A 14,577-nucleotide genomic window follows, 5' to 3' on the forward strand; every position below is an offset into this window, starting at 1 on the left:
AAACTAAAGACTTAAAAGATTAACAATGGTTATTTTTATACCTTAAAAAGGAACGACAATTTGGAGACATATTTAAGTCAATTAAACGACGCACAACTAGAACCTACATTACAAAAAGATGGACCAATGATTATTATTGCTGGTGCAGGTTCTGGTAAAACAAGAGTACTAACCTACCGTATAGCTTATTTGATGAGTCAAGGTGTTGATGCCTTTAGTATTTTAGCGCTAACCTTTACTAACAAAGCAGCTCGCGAAATGAAAGAGCGTATTGCACAAATTGTTGGTGCTAGTGAAGCTAAAAACTTATGGATGGGAACGTTCCACTCTGTGTTTGCCAAAATATTACGTTTTGAAGGTCATCACTTAGGATTTCCAAGTAACTTTACTATTTACGATACGCAAGACTCGCAAAAATTATTGGGTTCAATAATAAAAGAAATGGGTCTTGACAAGGATTTGTATAAAACTAAGCAAGTCTACAGTAGGATATCATCATATAAAAATAGCCTTATAACAGTCAAAGCTTATTTTAACAATCCAGAGTTAATGGAAGCAGATGCTATGGCTAGACGACCAAGAATGGGTGAGATCTACCAAGCTTATGTAGATAGATGTTTTAAAGCTGGAGCAATGGATTTTGACGATTTATTACTGCGTACCAACGAATTGTTAACACGCTTTCCTTCAGTTTTAGCACAATATCAAGATAAGTTTAGATATATTTTAGTAGACGAGTACCAAGATACTAACCACAGTCAATACTTAATTGTTCGTGCATTGGCAGATCGTTTTCAAAACATTTGTGTAGTTGGTGACGATGCTCAAAGTATCTATGCGTTTAGAGGTGCTAACATCAATAATATTTTAAATTTCCAGAAAGATTATGATGATGTTAAATTGTATCGATTAGAACAAAATTACCGATCTACAAAAAACATTGTAGGTGCTGCTAACTCTGTGATAGAACACAATAAAACCAAACTAGAAAAAGTGGTTTGGACCGCAAATGAAGAAGGTCCAAAGGTAAAGGTACATCGCAGTTTAACAGATGGTGATGAAGGACGTTACGTAGCTAGTACCATATGGGAAACCAAAATGAACGAGCATTTACCAAATAGCGATTTTGCTATTTTATATCGTACCAATGCACAGTCGCGAGCAATGGAAGACGCACTTAGAAAGCGCGATATTCCTTACAGAATTTATGGAGGTTTGTCATTTTACCAACGTAAAGAAATTAAAGACGTTACTGCATACTTACGACTGGTCCTAAATACTGCAGATGAAGAAGCTTTAAAACGTATCATCAACTATCCAGCAAGAGGTATTGGTCAAACCACCATTGACCGATTAGTGGTTGCTGCTAATAATTTAAATAAAACCATTTTTCAGGTGTTGAAAGACATAGATACGCTTGATATTAATATTAACAACGGAACCAAAAATAAACTTCGTGACTTTGTGACGCTAATTGAAAGTTATCAGGTCATGAATCAAACTGCTAATGCATTTGATTTAGCAGAGCATATTGCAAAAACCAGTGGATTAATTAAAGAAGTCAATAAAGACGGAACTCCAGAAGGCGTCACCAGATTAGAAAATGTAGAAGAGCTTTTAAATGGTATCAAGGATTTTGTGGAAGGTCAATTAGAAATAGCCGATTCTAAAGGCGATTTAGCTGAATTTTTAGAAGATATTGCTTTAGCAACAGATTTAGATGGTGATAAAGGTGATCCTAATCATGTCGCATTAATGACCATTCACTTAGCTAAAGGGTTAGAGTTTAATCATGTGTTTGTAGTAGGTTTAGAAGAAGATTTATTTCCAAGTGCTATGAGCATGAATACACGTGCAGAACTTGAGGAAGAACGACGTTTATTTTATGTTGCATTAACCAGAGCCGAAAAACAAGCCTATCTCACATATGCATTATCTAGATACCGTTGGGGAAAATTAGTAGATTCTGAACCAAGCAGATTTATTGAAGAAATAGACGACCAGTTTATAGAAAATATTACTCCAAAAGAAGAACGACGTATCAATCCTATGCTATCTGCAGATATTTTTGGAGATGTACCACCAAATAAAATCCGGTTTAAAAAACCTGTGCAGCCAAAATTTAAAAAGAAAGACAAAGCTAAGCCTGCAAATTTTGAAATTAGCGCACCAAAAAAATTAAAAAAAGCATCAGAAATACAAGCACCAATGGATGCGAGTTTATTTGGAGCAGATTTGGTGGTTGGCAATCGCGTAAAGCATTTAAAGTTTGGTAGAGGAGAAGTGCTTAATATAGAGGGAAAAGGCACAGATGTTAAAGCTGAAATTAATTTTGAGTTTGGTGGTAAAAAGAAATTATTACTACGTTTTGCTAAGCTAGAAATTATAGGGTAGCTTAGTATTTTTCAGATTGCAAATTAATGATGCAACTCTACAAAAGCCTTTAGTTTTGTCCAAGTATCTAATAGATTGGCTCCAACCCAACCATGACCTTCGTTTGGATAAAACGTAAACTGATGGGTCACTCCAAGAGTGGTTAATTTGGCATCCATATCTATACCTTGAGAATTTGGTATTAATGGATCCATACCACCATAAAATAGAATAGTAGGAGCAGAAGTTGCTGTAACTTGATGATACGGACTATACGTTTCTAAAAATTGTGTACTAGGTGTAACGCCAAAAAATAGCATAAGTTGGTTAATAGGTAGTTGAGGATTATTGGTGTAAGCAGGATCGCCTAAGTTTGTAGGTCCTACAATGCTTGCTACCATGTTTACGTCATCAAAAGTGTCATAAGCATAAGTCCAAAGCATAGATAAATGTGCACCAGCACTTGTACCTATAAAACCATAGTTATTAGATAAAACATAAGCTTCTTGATTGGTTTTTAAATGCTCTATCACAGCTGTTATATCGTTTAATTGCATAGGAAAAGGAGATACGCCTTGAGAAGCTAATCTGTAATTTATATTAACTACTGCATAATCTGGTAAATCTTGTCTTGCAATATTTTTAATATCATTCATATCTAATTTATCACCAGAAGTCCATCCACCACCATGAACAAGAATAAGGACTTTAGTGTCTAGTGTTCTATTTTCAGGTAAGTAAATATCATAAACTTGACTGGAATCATTACCATAGGATACATTTAATAATTCTTCATATGCTAATGGCTCATTATTAATATTAGAGTCGTTAGTAGTATCGTTATCACTACAATTAGTAGTAAAAAATGTTATAAACAATAGTGATAATAACTGAAGAGATATCTTTTTCATATAAAAATTAATATTTAATTTGTAAACGATATTGGTAATATACTTATTATGGCAGACTTTATAAAAATTTACGAAGAAAATCCCAACCCAAAAGCTATTAAAAAGGTTGTTGAGGTTCTTAAAAAAGGAGGACTTATAATTTACCCAACAGATACGGTCTATGGTTTAGGTTGTGATATTACCAATACTAAAGCTTTAGAGCGAATCGCACGTATTAAAGGGGTAAAATTAGATAAAGCTAATTTTTCTTTTATCTGTCATGATTTAAGCAATTTGTCTGATTATGTGAAGCAAATTGATAGCACGACTTTTAAAATTTTAAAACGTGCATTGCCTGGACCTTATACTTTTATTTTACCTGGTTCAAAAACATTACCAGCAGCTTTTAAAAAGAAAAAAGAAGTAGGTATACGTGTACCTAATAACAATATCGCATTAGAAATAGTTAAAGCATTGGGTAACCCAATTGTCTCTACGTCTATACATGATGAAGATGAAATTTTAGAATATACCACAGATCCAGAATTAATTCTTGAAAAATGGGATAAACTAGTAGATTTAGTTATAGATGGAGGCTATGGAGACAATCAGGCATCTACAATAATTGATTTATCTGGTGATGAACCACTAATTGTAAGAGAAGGAAAAGGAAGCTTAGAAATTTTTTAATTTAAGGATAGATATTGCGAGGATGTATGACTAAGTAGTCTTTAAAAATACAGTCAAAAAAAAATGAAACCAATCAACAACCATATAAATTACATAGAGTTTATAACACATGATTTAGAAGCGACTAAAACCTTCTATAACCAAGCATTTGGCTGGGAATTTACAGACTATGGAGATAATTATGTAGCTTTTGAGTCCAGTGGAGTTGCAGGTGGTTTTGAAAAAGTTGACAAACCAATTGTTAATGGTGTTTTGGTGGTTTTGTATCATGACAATCTTGATGATGCAAAATCTAAAATTTTAGATTTGGGTGGTCGATTATCTGTAGACACATTTTCTTTTCCTGGTGGACGTCGGTTTCAGTTTTTGGATCCTTCTGGTAATGAATTAGCTGTTTGGTGCCATGACCAATAAAAAAAGCCCAATCTTTAGATTGAGCTTTTTATTATATATTTTAAAGTATACTAGTTTTCTTGAGATAAATTTTGCATTTCCGTTTCAATCATTTCGTAAAACTGATCAATTTTTGGAAGGATATATATTTTAGTTCTTCTATTTATAGCTCTGTTTTCTGGAGTATCGTTAGAGACTAGTGGTAAATGATCTCCACGTCCTGCAGCTATTAATTGTTCTGGTTTAACACCTAAGTTTTGTAAAGCTCTAACAATAGCTGTACTACGCTTCACACTTAAATCCCAGTTATCAATTAAAACACCTTTGCTATACGGTACATTATCTGTATGTCCTTCTACCATTGCTTCAAAGTTTGGCTTACCATTAATAACAGTAGCTACCTTACCTAAGATTTCGTTAGCTCTAGATGTAATATTGTAACTTCCGCTTTGGAATAGTAATTTGTCAGATAACGAGATAAAAACAACGCTTTTTTCTACATTAATTTCAATATCCTCATCATTTAATCCAACTTCTTTCTTTAAGCTAGTCACTAAAGCTAGCGTCACACTATCTTTTTTAGTTAACGCATCTTGTAATCTTGAAATTTTTAATTCTTTTTCTTTAATACTCTCCAAAGACTTTTCAAGATTTTTAGCACCTTGAGTTGTTAAAACCGTCATGTCTTTAGTACTTTCAATTAAAGCTTGGTTATTAGCTTTCATATCAGCTATACGCTCTTGTAACTCTTTGATACGTGCTGTAGCAGCAGCTTCGTCTGCTAAACAAGCATTTAATTTTACAGTTGCTGTATTAAGTAAATCCTGTGTTTCTTGTTGTTTTGCTTCTAGCGCAGCAAACTCCTTTTTAGATACACAAGAGCTTAATAATAACAGTACACTTGCACTTAATAATAGGATTTTTTTCATAATTAGTATATGGATAAATTTAATTTATACATATCAAAAATATAAATAATTAAAATGTTAAAATGCGCTTTAACAAAACTTTTGCTAAAAGATTTATAATTGACTGTAATGACGCTTTTTTTCAGCTAAATAAGACCATACTATAGATGTTGTAGAATAGTATCCAGATTTTTGAGTGTGTTGTTTTCGTACTTTTAAAAGTGACGATAAATGACCGTAAAACGAAATATGCGCCTTAAGTATAGCAATAAGGTGATTAAACTTGAATTGAAATAAGAATTTTAATCCAGCAATGCCATCTAAGATTAGTCTAACCAGTAGTAATAGAAATATATTTCCCTTTGCATTTTTAGTTAACGTAAATAAACTATTCCTAAAATTTAAATAGGTCTTTTTAGGATGACTTGCATCAAGTGTGGCGCCTCCAACATGATACACAGTAGAGTTGTTGATATATTTGGCTTTATAGCCTGTATTAAATGCTCTCCAGCACAAGTCTATTTCTTCCATGTGCGCAAAAAAACTTTCATCAAATCCGTTTAGCGCATGAAATGTTTTTTTTCTTATAAAAAAACAAGCACCAGAAGCCCAAAAAATGGAAGCATCTTGATATTGGTTGGTATCTGCTTCAATGGTATTAAAAATGCGTCCTCTACAATACGGATAGCCATATTTATCAACAAAACCACCTGCAGCTCCTGCATACTCAAATGTAGTCTTGTTGTTGTAATCTAATATTTTAGGCTGAATGATTGCAGTATCAGGTTCAGTTTTAAAAGTGTCTATGATAGGATCTAACCAATTTGGTGTGACTTCAATATCACTATTTAGTAAGCAGTAAATATCTTCTTCTACATGCTTTAAAGCATCGTTATAGCCTTTAGCATAACCACCATTTTCTGAGTTTTTAATGATTTTAACCTCTGGATAATTAGCTTTTACAAAAGCAACAGATTGATCTGTAGACGCGTTGTCAGCCACATAAATGGTTGCTTCTTTAGAATATGAAGTCACAGATAATAAAAATTGCTCAAGCAATGCTTTTCCATTCCAGTTTAATATGATTATCGCTATATTCAAGTTTTATAATAAATTATATATAATTATAGGAGAAGCAACTATAAACACTCCTAAAATACTATTCATATCAAGATTTTCTTTTCTAATTTCTTTAAATGCTTTTTTTGATTTCCATGTTCTAGAAATCAACCATATAAATCCAGCTCCTGGATATGAAAATCCAGGTATTAATATTATTTCAAATATAAACTCAAACATTATTTTAATTAATAATCAGGTATATCTTTTAAAAACTGATAGCGTTCAGCTTCAAAATCCATACTACAATAATAATGATTAATTCCGTTAGTTACCATTAAATAAGTAGCGCTAAGCGCCAAGTTATATCGTGCAATTTGGTCAAATGTATTTTGTTTTATTTCAATTTTTGGTGCTTTACATTCTACAATTAAATGGATACTTCCATCTGTATTGAAAACAACAATATCATAGCGTTTTTTTAAATCGTTGATTGTTAGTTCTTTTTCAACATTTATTAAGGATAGAGGATATTTTTTAACCTCAATTAAATAGTGTACACAATGTTGTCTTACCCATTCCTCAGGTTGTAAAACCACAAATTTTTTACGAACAACATCAAAAATAGATACTTTATTTTCGCTATTTTTGAAACGAAACGAATATGTAGGAAAATTTAATTTTTGCACTACACAAATTTGAGGATTTTTTTTTAATGGACGAAGTCAAACAGTTAGTAACTGATATAAAAAACAAACAACTTAAACCAATTTACCTGTTAATGGGTGAAGAGGCGTATTATATAGATAAAATTTCGGATTTTATTGAAGATACTGTGTTGACCGAAGAAGAGCGTGGTTTTAACCAAATGGTATTGTATGGTCGCGATGTATCTATAGAAGATATTGTAAGTAATGCCAAGCGTTTCCCAATGATGGCAGAACGACAAGTGGTGATTGTTAAAGAAGCACAAGATTTAGCTAGAACCATTGACCAGTTAGCAGATTATGCTAAGAATCCGCAACCCTCAACAGTTTTGGTGTTGTGTTACAAATACAAGTCTATAGACAAGCGTAAAGCTGTATATAAAACTATTAAAAAAACGGGTTACGTTTACGAAAGTAAAAAACTGTACGATAACCAAGTACCAGATTGGATAAGACGTGTGTTGTCACCAAAAGGATACTCTATAACTCCAAAAGCAGCGCAAATGTTAGTCGAGTTTTTAGGGACCGATTTAAGCAAGATTAACAACGAGCTTGAAAAGCTACAAATTGTTTTGCCTAAAGACACACAAATTACTCCAGACCACATCGAAGAAAATATAGGAATAAGTAAAGACTACAACAACTTTGAGTTACGTAAAGCTATAGGAACTAAAAATACTGCTCAAGCCTTTAAAATTGTACATTATTTTGCAGACAATCCAAAGGATAACCCAATGGTTGTAACGGTGTCGTTATTGTTTAATTTTTTCTCTCAGTTATTGCATTTACACGGAATGTCTGATAAAAACCCAAGAAACGTCGCATCTGCACTGCGTGTAAATCCTTATTTTGTTAACGAGTATTTAGAAGCTGCAAGACATTATCCTATGCGTAAAGTCAGTCAGGTTATTGCAACCTTACGTGAGTTTGATGTAAAAAGTAAAGGTGTTAATAGTAATGCTGTACCGCAAGGCGATTTATTGAAAGAATTATTGGTTAAGATTATGAATTAAATTGGTATTGATATGAAAAATAGAATGCTAGTTGCCTTACTTATTGAATACAAAAGAGCAATGTTACCTTTAAAAAGTATTCTATCTGATCTATCTGAAAGTCAATTTTTAGAAATCAGAGATTTTAAAACTACAGATCCAGATTGTAAATCGATTGCAACAGTTATAAATCATTGTGTGCATTCTGGATATTTATATGCTAGTTATCTGGATACAATTACTAAAGATAGCACTTGGATAGAATATGAAAAGACTATTAATAATCCAATTGAAGCTATAAAAGAGCTTGATAAAATGGTCGATTATACTGAAGCTATTCTAAAAAAGATAAGTCATTTAACGGATAAGGAATTAAATACGCATCAATTAAAAGCAAGATGGGGAGTTACTTTTGATGTTGAACAACTGTTAGAGCATGCAATAGTACACATCTTAAGACATCGTTTACAAATAGAGAATTTTCTTAAAGCTTAAATACTAATGATGAAAAACTTTTTATTTGTTTTAATATTGGTTTTAGTGTCCTGTAAACCTACACAAACCCTTCCAGATCCTTTAGAAGCAGGATGGAACGGTAGAAAAGTGTGTAAAGTCCTTAGCGAAACCAAGCAACAACGCATTTTAAAATGCACGTTTCCGCCTAATGTTGGTCACCAAAAACATTACCACAAACCTCATTTTGGGTACACCTTAGCTGGAAGTACATTTAGGATTACAGATTATAAAGGTACTAGAGACGTGCCAGTCGCTACAGGAGTCAATTGGTCAAATACTAAGTTAAGTGAGCATGAAGTACTTAATATTGGAGATAGTACTGCAGTCTTTTTAATTGTGGAGCCTAAATAGTTAATTGAGAAAGAAAGTTATATACTTTTCAATATAATTGTCATGAATATTATTTAGTTTTATCATTAATTCACGACCATTTCCTTGATAATTAGTTACCAGCTTATTTTTAATAACATTAAGGTTTTCAGTTATTATTACACTTCTATTATTTAATCTATTTTCAAACCTTAGATTACATTCATTTTTAAAATAATTTATTTCTATTTCCATAATTAATAATTATATAAAACAAATATAGTATAAATTTATACTATAATAGATTTTAACTATTAAAGTTATTCAAAGAATAGTAAACACTAATAGTCTTTTAATCACTATTTGTAGGTATTTTAAGGTGAATATTTTGTTTATAGTTCTTAATTTTTTTAACGTTATATCCAGCTTTTAACATTACAGCTATATCCTTTAACACATCCTATTAAATCCAAGTTAAACCTGGTTTAAAATTCGTGAAACCCTAGTATTTACGGTATCTTAGTGATGAATCGAATTATTAACAATTAAAACCAAAACATAAACTATGAAAAATTTAAACGGAAAGAAAGTTGCCATTTTAGCAACCAATGGATTTGAAGAAAGCGAATTAAAAGAACCAATGAATGCGTTTCAAGAGGCTGGAGCCGAAGTACACATTGTGTCTGAAAATTCTGGAACCATTAAAGGATGGAAAGACGGAAATTGGAGCAACGACTACAATGTAGATAAAACAATACATGAGGTATCACAAACAGACTATAATGCATTAGTATTACCAGGAGGAGTGATTAATCCAGATACCTTAAGACGTAATGATGATGCCGTACGATTTGTAAAATCGTTTTTTGCTAGCAAAAAACCAGTAGCAGCAATTTGCCACGCACCATGGTTATTGGCAGAAGCAGATGTCTTACAAGGACGTAAAGTAACCTCTTACAACTCTATAAAAAGAGATTTAGTCAATGCAGGCGCAAAATGGGAAGACAGTGAAGTAGTGGTAGACGAAGGCTTAGTAACCAGTCGTAATCCAAACGATTTACCAGCATTTAACGCCAAACTAATAGAAGAAGTCTACGAAGGAAAACACGAGATGCAAACTGCATAATTAATACATAGATTGAATTTGAAAAGCCAACCGTAAGGTTGGCTTTTTTTGTTGACAACTGTTAATAAGTCAGTAATTTAAACGGTTGGTTTTGAGATGTTAATGATTTAACTTGCATTACGTTTAAGTGTGGAGGGTATTAAAAACACTCAAAATATATAAGTACTAAATTTAAAAATGGAAAATATGATATGTCCCCATTGTTCTACAGCTGTTAAAAATGATTGGTATTCATCATTTGCATTCGAAATTGATGAAATAAAAAGAATTGGGAAAGGAATAAAATATGGCGCCTGCACTAATTGTGAAAAGCTTGTTATATACCTACAAAAAGGTAGGTTGGATTTTTATCCGGGATCAGGTGAGCATAAGGTCAATCCCGTTAGATCTGAAAAACTCATTTATCCTAGGAAAAGTAGTTTTGATAACTCAAATGATATTCCAAAAGAATACATAGAAGATTACCAAGAGGCTATCAAAGTACTTTCAGCAAGTCCTAAAGCATCTGCTGCTTTAAGTAGAAGACTTTTGCAAAGTATTCTTAGGGACAAATTCAAAATTAAAGAAAATAATTTAGCTCTAGAAATCAAAAAATTTATAACGTTAGATGGAATTCCTTCACATTTAACTGATGCAGTTGATGCAATTAGAAATATTGGAAACCTAGCAGCCCATCCAACAAAAAATAAGAATACTGGTGAAATTGTACCTGTAGAAATGGGAGAAGCAGAATGGCTAATTGAAGTTATAGAAGCACTTTTCGATTTTATTTTTATTCAACCATTAAAACTAAAAAGGAGAAGAGATGAACTTAATATAAAATTAGAGAAAATAGGAAAACCTCCAATGAAAATAAAAAAATAATGCTATACTATTATAATTAATTATGTAATCTAATTATTTTAGCACAAGCTAACGCTCGTTTGTAACGCGTGCTAATAACTACATCTCCTCCAACTCCAAAGTATAATCGTACTGTAAATCTTCATGCAAAGCCAATATTTTTTTAGTAATGGCTTCAATATTTCTGTTGTATAAATTGGTTAGTGTCGTGTTTCTAGAAATAGAAGGTTTCATAGCTTTTAGCTTTTTACAAAAGTAGAGAAGCAGTTCGACTTCAGTTTCTTTATTAAGCGAGTATCTAATGTACTTTTTGGTGTTTCGTAATATCTTACGCACACTTTTTTTAATGTAAAAAAAGCTGTCTGTGTTAATCTGTTCAAATTGTTCGTCAATTTCTGCTTTAACGGTCTCTATATAACCAGCTTCACTGTCGGCTTCAAATAGTAAATAGGTGAGTAGTTCTTTGTTTTCTTTTTTAAATCTAGATAAGCGTAAGCACAGTTGTGCTAACTCCTCGTTAGACTTGTGTTTTAACTCTTTACGTATGGTGACTACAGATACTGCTTTCATTGAAAAACTCTTTTTTCATTTCCGCGTAGGCGGAACTTTTTTTGTTTGACATTCCTGCGAAAGCAGGAATTAGTAATGTTTTTTAATAGTACGTTTTACTATAAACAACCTAAAAACACCAATGACTAAAATTATTGGTGCAATTATAATTAATACAATACCAAAGGTTTTGAGGTCTTCAAAAAGTTCTATTTTTAATATGGTTATTCCTGTACCTAAAATGACTAAAAAGGTTCTAAAATAGGCTAAAAAAGTCCGTTCGTTTGCTAGTTTGGTGCGCTCTATAGCTAGCCAATCTCTGGTAGTTAAATCGTTTTGTTCTGGCATAATAATATTATAGAACTTAAAGGTATAAAAAAAGCACTTATTTCTAAGTGCTTCATAGTATTGTTATTTTATTATAAACTAGTTTGTTTATGGTCTGGATTGTTGAATGTGGCTTCGTAAACTATATGTTCTGGTTTGTATTGAAGTTTTAAGAATCTATTTTTTTGATCTTGTAACTCGTAAACAGAATCTTGGTTTACAAATTTAAACGCAAAACCAGATTGTGCAGCTTCTCTTGTAATAGTTCCTTCATAAATACTATCGTTATCATCATCTTTTAAATAGTAGGTTGTTTTCCAAGACGGTGTTGTAAACTGTCCTCTAACACCAACGTTTGTAACGTTGTCTATTCCACGCATATTCACTTTAAAGGTCATAGTTTTTAGGTGTTTTTCTTGTACACAGCTTGTACTAATTACTATAATTGCAATTAGGCTGATTATATATTTTATAGTTTTCATTAGTTTACAGTTTAGTATATGTGTATTTGTTTCTTATCAGTTTTTCTTTGGTATCCTCAAAGGTGACTTCTTTTGTTACAGAAAAATGATTGCCATCAAACAAGTATGTTTTGCTAATTGTTGCATCTCTATTATCATCTTTACCTTGATAAACAGTAACTAACTTAATGGTACCATCTTCTAAAGTTGTTTTTTCTATTATTTTCTCATTACCCAAATATGTGCCTTTTTTCTTAAGCTTAATGGTACTTTTAGTATTTGCTTCAGGCTCGTTATTATATTGAGTACTCATCATTATTTTATCTCCTTTAATAGTAATTCTAAGAGTCGTCTTTAATACAACTTCTTTTCCATCTCTATAATTAACATACATTAATTGGCCTTCCCAATTGGTATCATGTAGTATTTCAAAGTCAGACATAGAGACTTTTGTTTGTGCTACACTTGTTGCAGAAAACGTGATGGTGCTAATTATTAATGCTAAGATTGTTTTTGTAAGTGTCATAATATTTAAGATTTAAAAGTTTTACTAATTAAGTAATCTAGTCCAAATCGACCAGATCCAAAGTATAGATTGTAAATAGCTACCCATAAAAAGCTAATAGCTGGTAACATATTCCAAAGTCCTTGATCAAATTTTTGAAGAAAAGCGGCTACAAGCATTGTACAGATTATTAAAAAGGAAGTTAGTCTAGTTTTTAAACCAAACGCAAATAAAATTCCGCCTACTGCTTCGCTAAACGCTCCCATCCAAGCAAAAAATATTGGAGCCATAGCAAAAATTCCACCATATTCTGTAACGTCATCAGGAAACCAAGCAGCTACTTCAAATAGGTTTAGATGTTGCTCTTTTGGTGTCCAAGGCATTCCGAATTTTCCAGCTCCAAAATATAAAGCTAAAGCCATACCAGAGAAAAAACGAATACACGCAAAAATTAAATCTGCAAACCAATGCTTTTGCAAAATAGGTGTGATTGTCTTTTTTAAAATTATTGTCATAATGCTGTTTATTTATTTCGGTTTGATGAAACAAATGTCTAGCATTATGTTTATATGGACGACTTATAACGTATTTCTGGGTCTTAAATACGATTTGAGACGTCTTAATCTATCTGAGATTGTAAGTATTGGGTAGGCGAGTGGTTAGTTAATTTTTTAAATACACGATTAAAAGTGGCTTTGCTATTAAAGCCACATTCTTGTGCTATACCAAGCAGTGAGAGTTGTTTTTGTTTACCTGCTTTTAGCATATCTTTAAATGCTTCGACACGATAATTATTAACAAAGTCATTAAAATTTTTATTAAAAGCAGAATTGATAATTTCTGATAACTGAGCTCGAGTTAAATCAACTTGTTTAGCCAAATCAGATAGATTTAAATCAGGATTCAGGTAAGGTTTTTCGGTCTCCATAAATTGTTTGATAGCAATTACTTGATCTTCAGAAAAACTCTTAATCGGGTTATTAGAGGTTTCTTCTGGTATACCTACAATTTTTGGCGAAAAGCTAAAGTCTAGTTTATTTAGCTTTGTAGTATCTGTAAAATAACCTTTAATACCAACATATAATGTTATAACCGCTACAAACAAGTTAAGCCACCAGCGTTGATTATAGTCAAGATCTATTACAAAAGACCCTATAGCATCTTGAATTGTTCCATATAAAAATGATAAGCTAAACAAGACTAAAAACGATAAAATCCAACTTAACTCTAACTTATAGGTATTAGAAAAATATTGGATAATGCGCTTACGATAGTTATAAAATAACTGAAAAGTAAATGCTAAATACAAGAGGATAAATGGAGCAGTAATAAAACTCATGGTTGGTAATACAATAGCTTCATCAAGATTAATTTTTAGGTAGCCATTTTGTGTCTCGTTAAATCCAGGTTGTAATGCGTCGTAAGTAAAAATTACAAAGCGATACATGACAAAAGCTAATGCAAATGCAAAATGCCACCAATACACTTTTTTAAATTTAAAATTTGAAGTAGTTATAGATTTTACATATAAGTAAATTAAAGGCGCTAAAGCAATACCAATATTAATTAAAAAGTAGTTGATTTTTGTCGTTCTAAAACTATCATACCAACCCATAAAACCTATAGTGTAGCACGTCTGACTGTAACTAGTTAGACATAAAATTAGTGCCAAAAACAAATCGGATAGATTACGCTTTTTTAAATACCTAGAAAATAAAAGTACTGCGAAAATTAATCCTTGGATAACCAAAATTAGTAATGGTAAACTGTATCTGTTAAAATCTGGAAACACTGGATATTTTTATATTATTACATCTAAGTTATGATAATTAAAGAAAACTACAATTTTTTAACAATTTAACTTTGTCTTAGTATTACTTTAAGTGTGATTTAACAGAGGGTTTACCTTTGAAATTGTAATTTACAGCA

Annotated in this window: 19 protein-coding genes; 8 read left to right on the plus strand and 11 right to left on the minus strand. The window is 31.7% G+C overall.

Going from position 1 to position 14,577, the window contains the following annotated elements; translation table 11 throughout:
* Positions 1-60: 60 nt before the first annotated feature.
* Positions 61-2,394 carry a UvrD-helicase domain-containing protein gene (locus Ollyesu_RS10520; RefSeq protein ID WP_279301177.1) on the plus strand — a complete coding sequence of 778 codons (2,334 nt, stop codon included), beginning with the start codon at positions 61-63 and terminating at the stop codon, positions 2,392-2,394.
* Positions 2,395-2,417: 23 nt separating this feature from the next.
* Here Ollyesu_RS10520 and Ollyesu_RS10525 read toward each other — a convergent pair whose 3' ends face one another.
* The gene (locus Ollyesu_RS10525) at positions 2,418-3,284 is read right to left on the minus strand and encodes an alpha/beta hydrolase (protein WP_279301178.1); all 867 of its coding nucleotides are present in this window, start codon (positions 3,282-3,284) and stop codon (positions 2,418-2,420) included.
* Positions 3,285-3,332: 48 nt separating this feature from the next.
* Here Ollyesu_RS10525 and Ollyesu_RS10530 point away from each other — a divergent pair, with 48 nt between their 5' ends.
* Both Ollyesu_RS10530 and Ollyesu_RS10535 read left to right on the plus strand, forming a co-directional pair.
* Positions 3,333-3,953, plus strand: coding sequence for an L-threonylcarbamoyladenylate synthase (locus Ollyesu_RS10530; protein WP_279301179.1), 621 nt, complete (start codon positions 3,333-3,335; stop codon positions 3,951-3,953).
* A 63-nt stretch (positions 3,954-4,016) separates the two neighbouring features.
* Entirely contained in the window at positions 4,017-4,367 is a 351-nt protein-coding gene (locus tag Ollyesu_RS10535) for a VOC family protein (protein WP_279301180.1), read from the plus strand.
* A 50-nt stretch (positions 4,368-4,417) separates the two neighbouring features.
* Here the strand turns inward: Ollyesu_RS10535 and Ollyesu_RS10540 are convergent, their stop codons facing one another.
* The 4 genes from Ollyesu_RS10540 to Ollyesu_RS10555 all read right to left on the minus strand — a co-directional run bounded on the left by Ollyesu_RS10540 (position 4,418) and on the right by Ollyesu_RS10555 (position 7,002).
* Positions 4,418-5,275 (minus strand): OmpA family protein, encoded by an 858-nt coding sequence (locus Ollyesu_RS10540; RefSeq protein WP_279301181.1) that lies wholly within the window; start codon positions 5,273-5,275, stop codon positions 4,418-4,420.
* 93 nt (positions 5,276-5,368) lie between these two features.
* Positions 5,369-6,355, minus strand: a complete 987-nt coding sequence (locus Ollyesu_RS10545; protein WP_279301182.1) for a glycosyltransferase family 2 protein — start codon at positions 6,353-6,355, stop codon at positions 5,369-5,371.
* 3 nt (positions 6,356-6,358) lie between these two features.
* Positions 6,359-6,553, minus strand: coding sequence for a hypothetical protein (locus tag Ollyesu_RS10550; RefSeq protein WP_279301183.1), 195 nt, complete (start codon positions 6,551-6,553; stop codon positions 6,359-6,361).
* Positions 6,554-6,561: 8 nt separating this feature from the next.
* Positions 6,562-7,002 carry a type I restriction enzyme HsdR N-terminal domain-containing protein gene (locus Ollyesu_RS10555; protein ID WP_279301184.1) on the minus strand — a complete coding sequence of 147 codons (441 nt, stop codon included), beginning with the start codon at positions 7,000-7,002 and terminating at the stop codon, positions 6,562-6,564.
* A gap of 26 nt (positions 7,003-7,028) precedes the next feature.
* On the opposite strand from Ollyesu_RS10555, the gene holA reads away from it, so the two are divergent.
* The 5 genes from holA to Ollyesu_RS10580 all read left to right on the plus strand — a co-directional run bounded on the left by holA (position 7,029) and on the right by Ollyesu_RS10580 (position 10,827).
* Positions 7,029-8,033, plus strand: a complete 1,005-nt coding sequence (gene holA / locus Ollyesu_RS10560; protein ID WP_279301185.1) for a DNA polymerase III subunit delta — start codon at positions 7,029-7,031, stop codon at positions 8,031-8,033.
* A gap of 12 nt (positions 8,034-8,045) precedes the next feature.
* The gene (locus Ollyesu_RS10565; RefSeq protein ID WP_279301186.1) at positions 8,046-8,507 is read left to right on the plus strand and encodes a DinB family protein; all 462 of its coding nucleotides are present in this window, start codon (positions 8,046-8,048) and stop codon (positions 8,505-8,507) included.
* Positions 8,508-8,516: 9 nt separating this feature from the next.
* Complete coding sequence (locus Ollyesu_RS10570; RefSeq protein WP_279301187.1) at positions 8,517-8,879, plus strand: cupin domain-containing protein; 363 nt, start codon at positions 8,517-8,519, stop codon at positions 8,877-8,879.
* A 523-nt stretch (positions 8,880-9,402) separates the two neighbouring features.
* The gene (locus Ollyesu_RS10575) at positions 9,403-9,963 is read left to right on the plus strand and encodes a type 1 glutamine amidotransferase (protein WP_279301188.1); all 561 of its coding nucleotides are present in this window, start codon (positions 9,403-9,405) and stop codon (positions 9,961-9,963) included.
* 177 nt (positions 9,964-10,140) lie between these two features.
* On the plus strand, positions 10,141-10,827 hold the full coding sequence (locus Ollyesu_RS10580) for a DUF4145 domain-containing protein (protein ID WP_279301189.1): 687 nt from the start codon (positions 10,141-10,143) through the stop codon (positions 10,825-10,827).
* Between the two features lie 78 nt (positions 10,828-10,905).
* On the opposite strand, the gene Ollyesu_RS10585 is transcribed toward Ollyesu_RS10580, so the two are convergent.
* From Ollyesu_RS10585 to Ollyesu_RS10610, 6 genes are all read right to left on the minus strand, one after another.
* Positions 10,906-11,376 carry a hypothetical protein gene (locus Ollyesu_RS10585; RefSeq protein ID WP_279301190.1) on the minus strand — a complete coding sequence of 157 codons (471 nt, stop codon included), beginning with the start codon at positions 11,374-11,376 and terminating at the stop codon, positions 10,906-10,908.
* Positions 11,377-11,445: 69 nt separating this feature from the next.
* Complete coding sequence (locus tag Ollyesu_RS10590; protein WP_279301191.1) at positions 11,446-11,703, minus strand: DUF202 domain-containing protein; 258 nt, start codon at positions 11,701-11,703, stop codon at positions 11,446-11,448.
* A gap of 71 nt (positions 11,704-11,774) precedes the next feature.
* Entirely contained in the window at positions 11,775-12,164 is a 390-nt protein-coding gene (locus Ollyesu_RS10595; RefSeq protein WP_279301192.1) for a hypothetical protein, read from the minus strand.
* Between the two features lie 4 nt (positions 12,165-12,168).
* Positions 12,169-12,669, minus strand: a complete 501-nt coding sequence (locus tag Ollyesu_RS10600; RefSeq protein ID WP_279301193.1) for a hypothetical protein — start codon at positions 12,667-12,669, stop codon at positions 12,169-12,171.
* Positions 12,670-12,674: 5 nt separating this feature from the next.
* A complete protein-coding gene (locus Ollyesu_RS10605) occupies positions 12,675-13,163 on the minus strand; it encodes a DoxX family protein (protein WP_279301194.1) in 489 nt (162 codons plus the stop codon).
* Positions 13,164-13,267: 104 nt separating this feature from the next.
* Positions 13,268-14,440, minus strand: a complete 1,173-nt coding sequence (locus tag Ollyesu_RS10610) for a helix-turn-helix domain-containing protein (RefSeq protein WP_279301195.1) — start codon at positions 14,438-14,440, stop codon at positions 13,268-13,270.
* Positions 14,441-14,577: the final 137 nt, after the last annotated feature.

The sequence above is a fragment of the Olleya sp. YS genome, assembly GCF_029760915.1.
Lineage (GTDB): Bacteria > Bacteroidota > Bacteroidia > Flavobacteriales > Flavobacteriaceae > Olleya.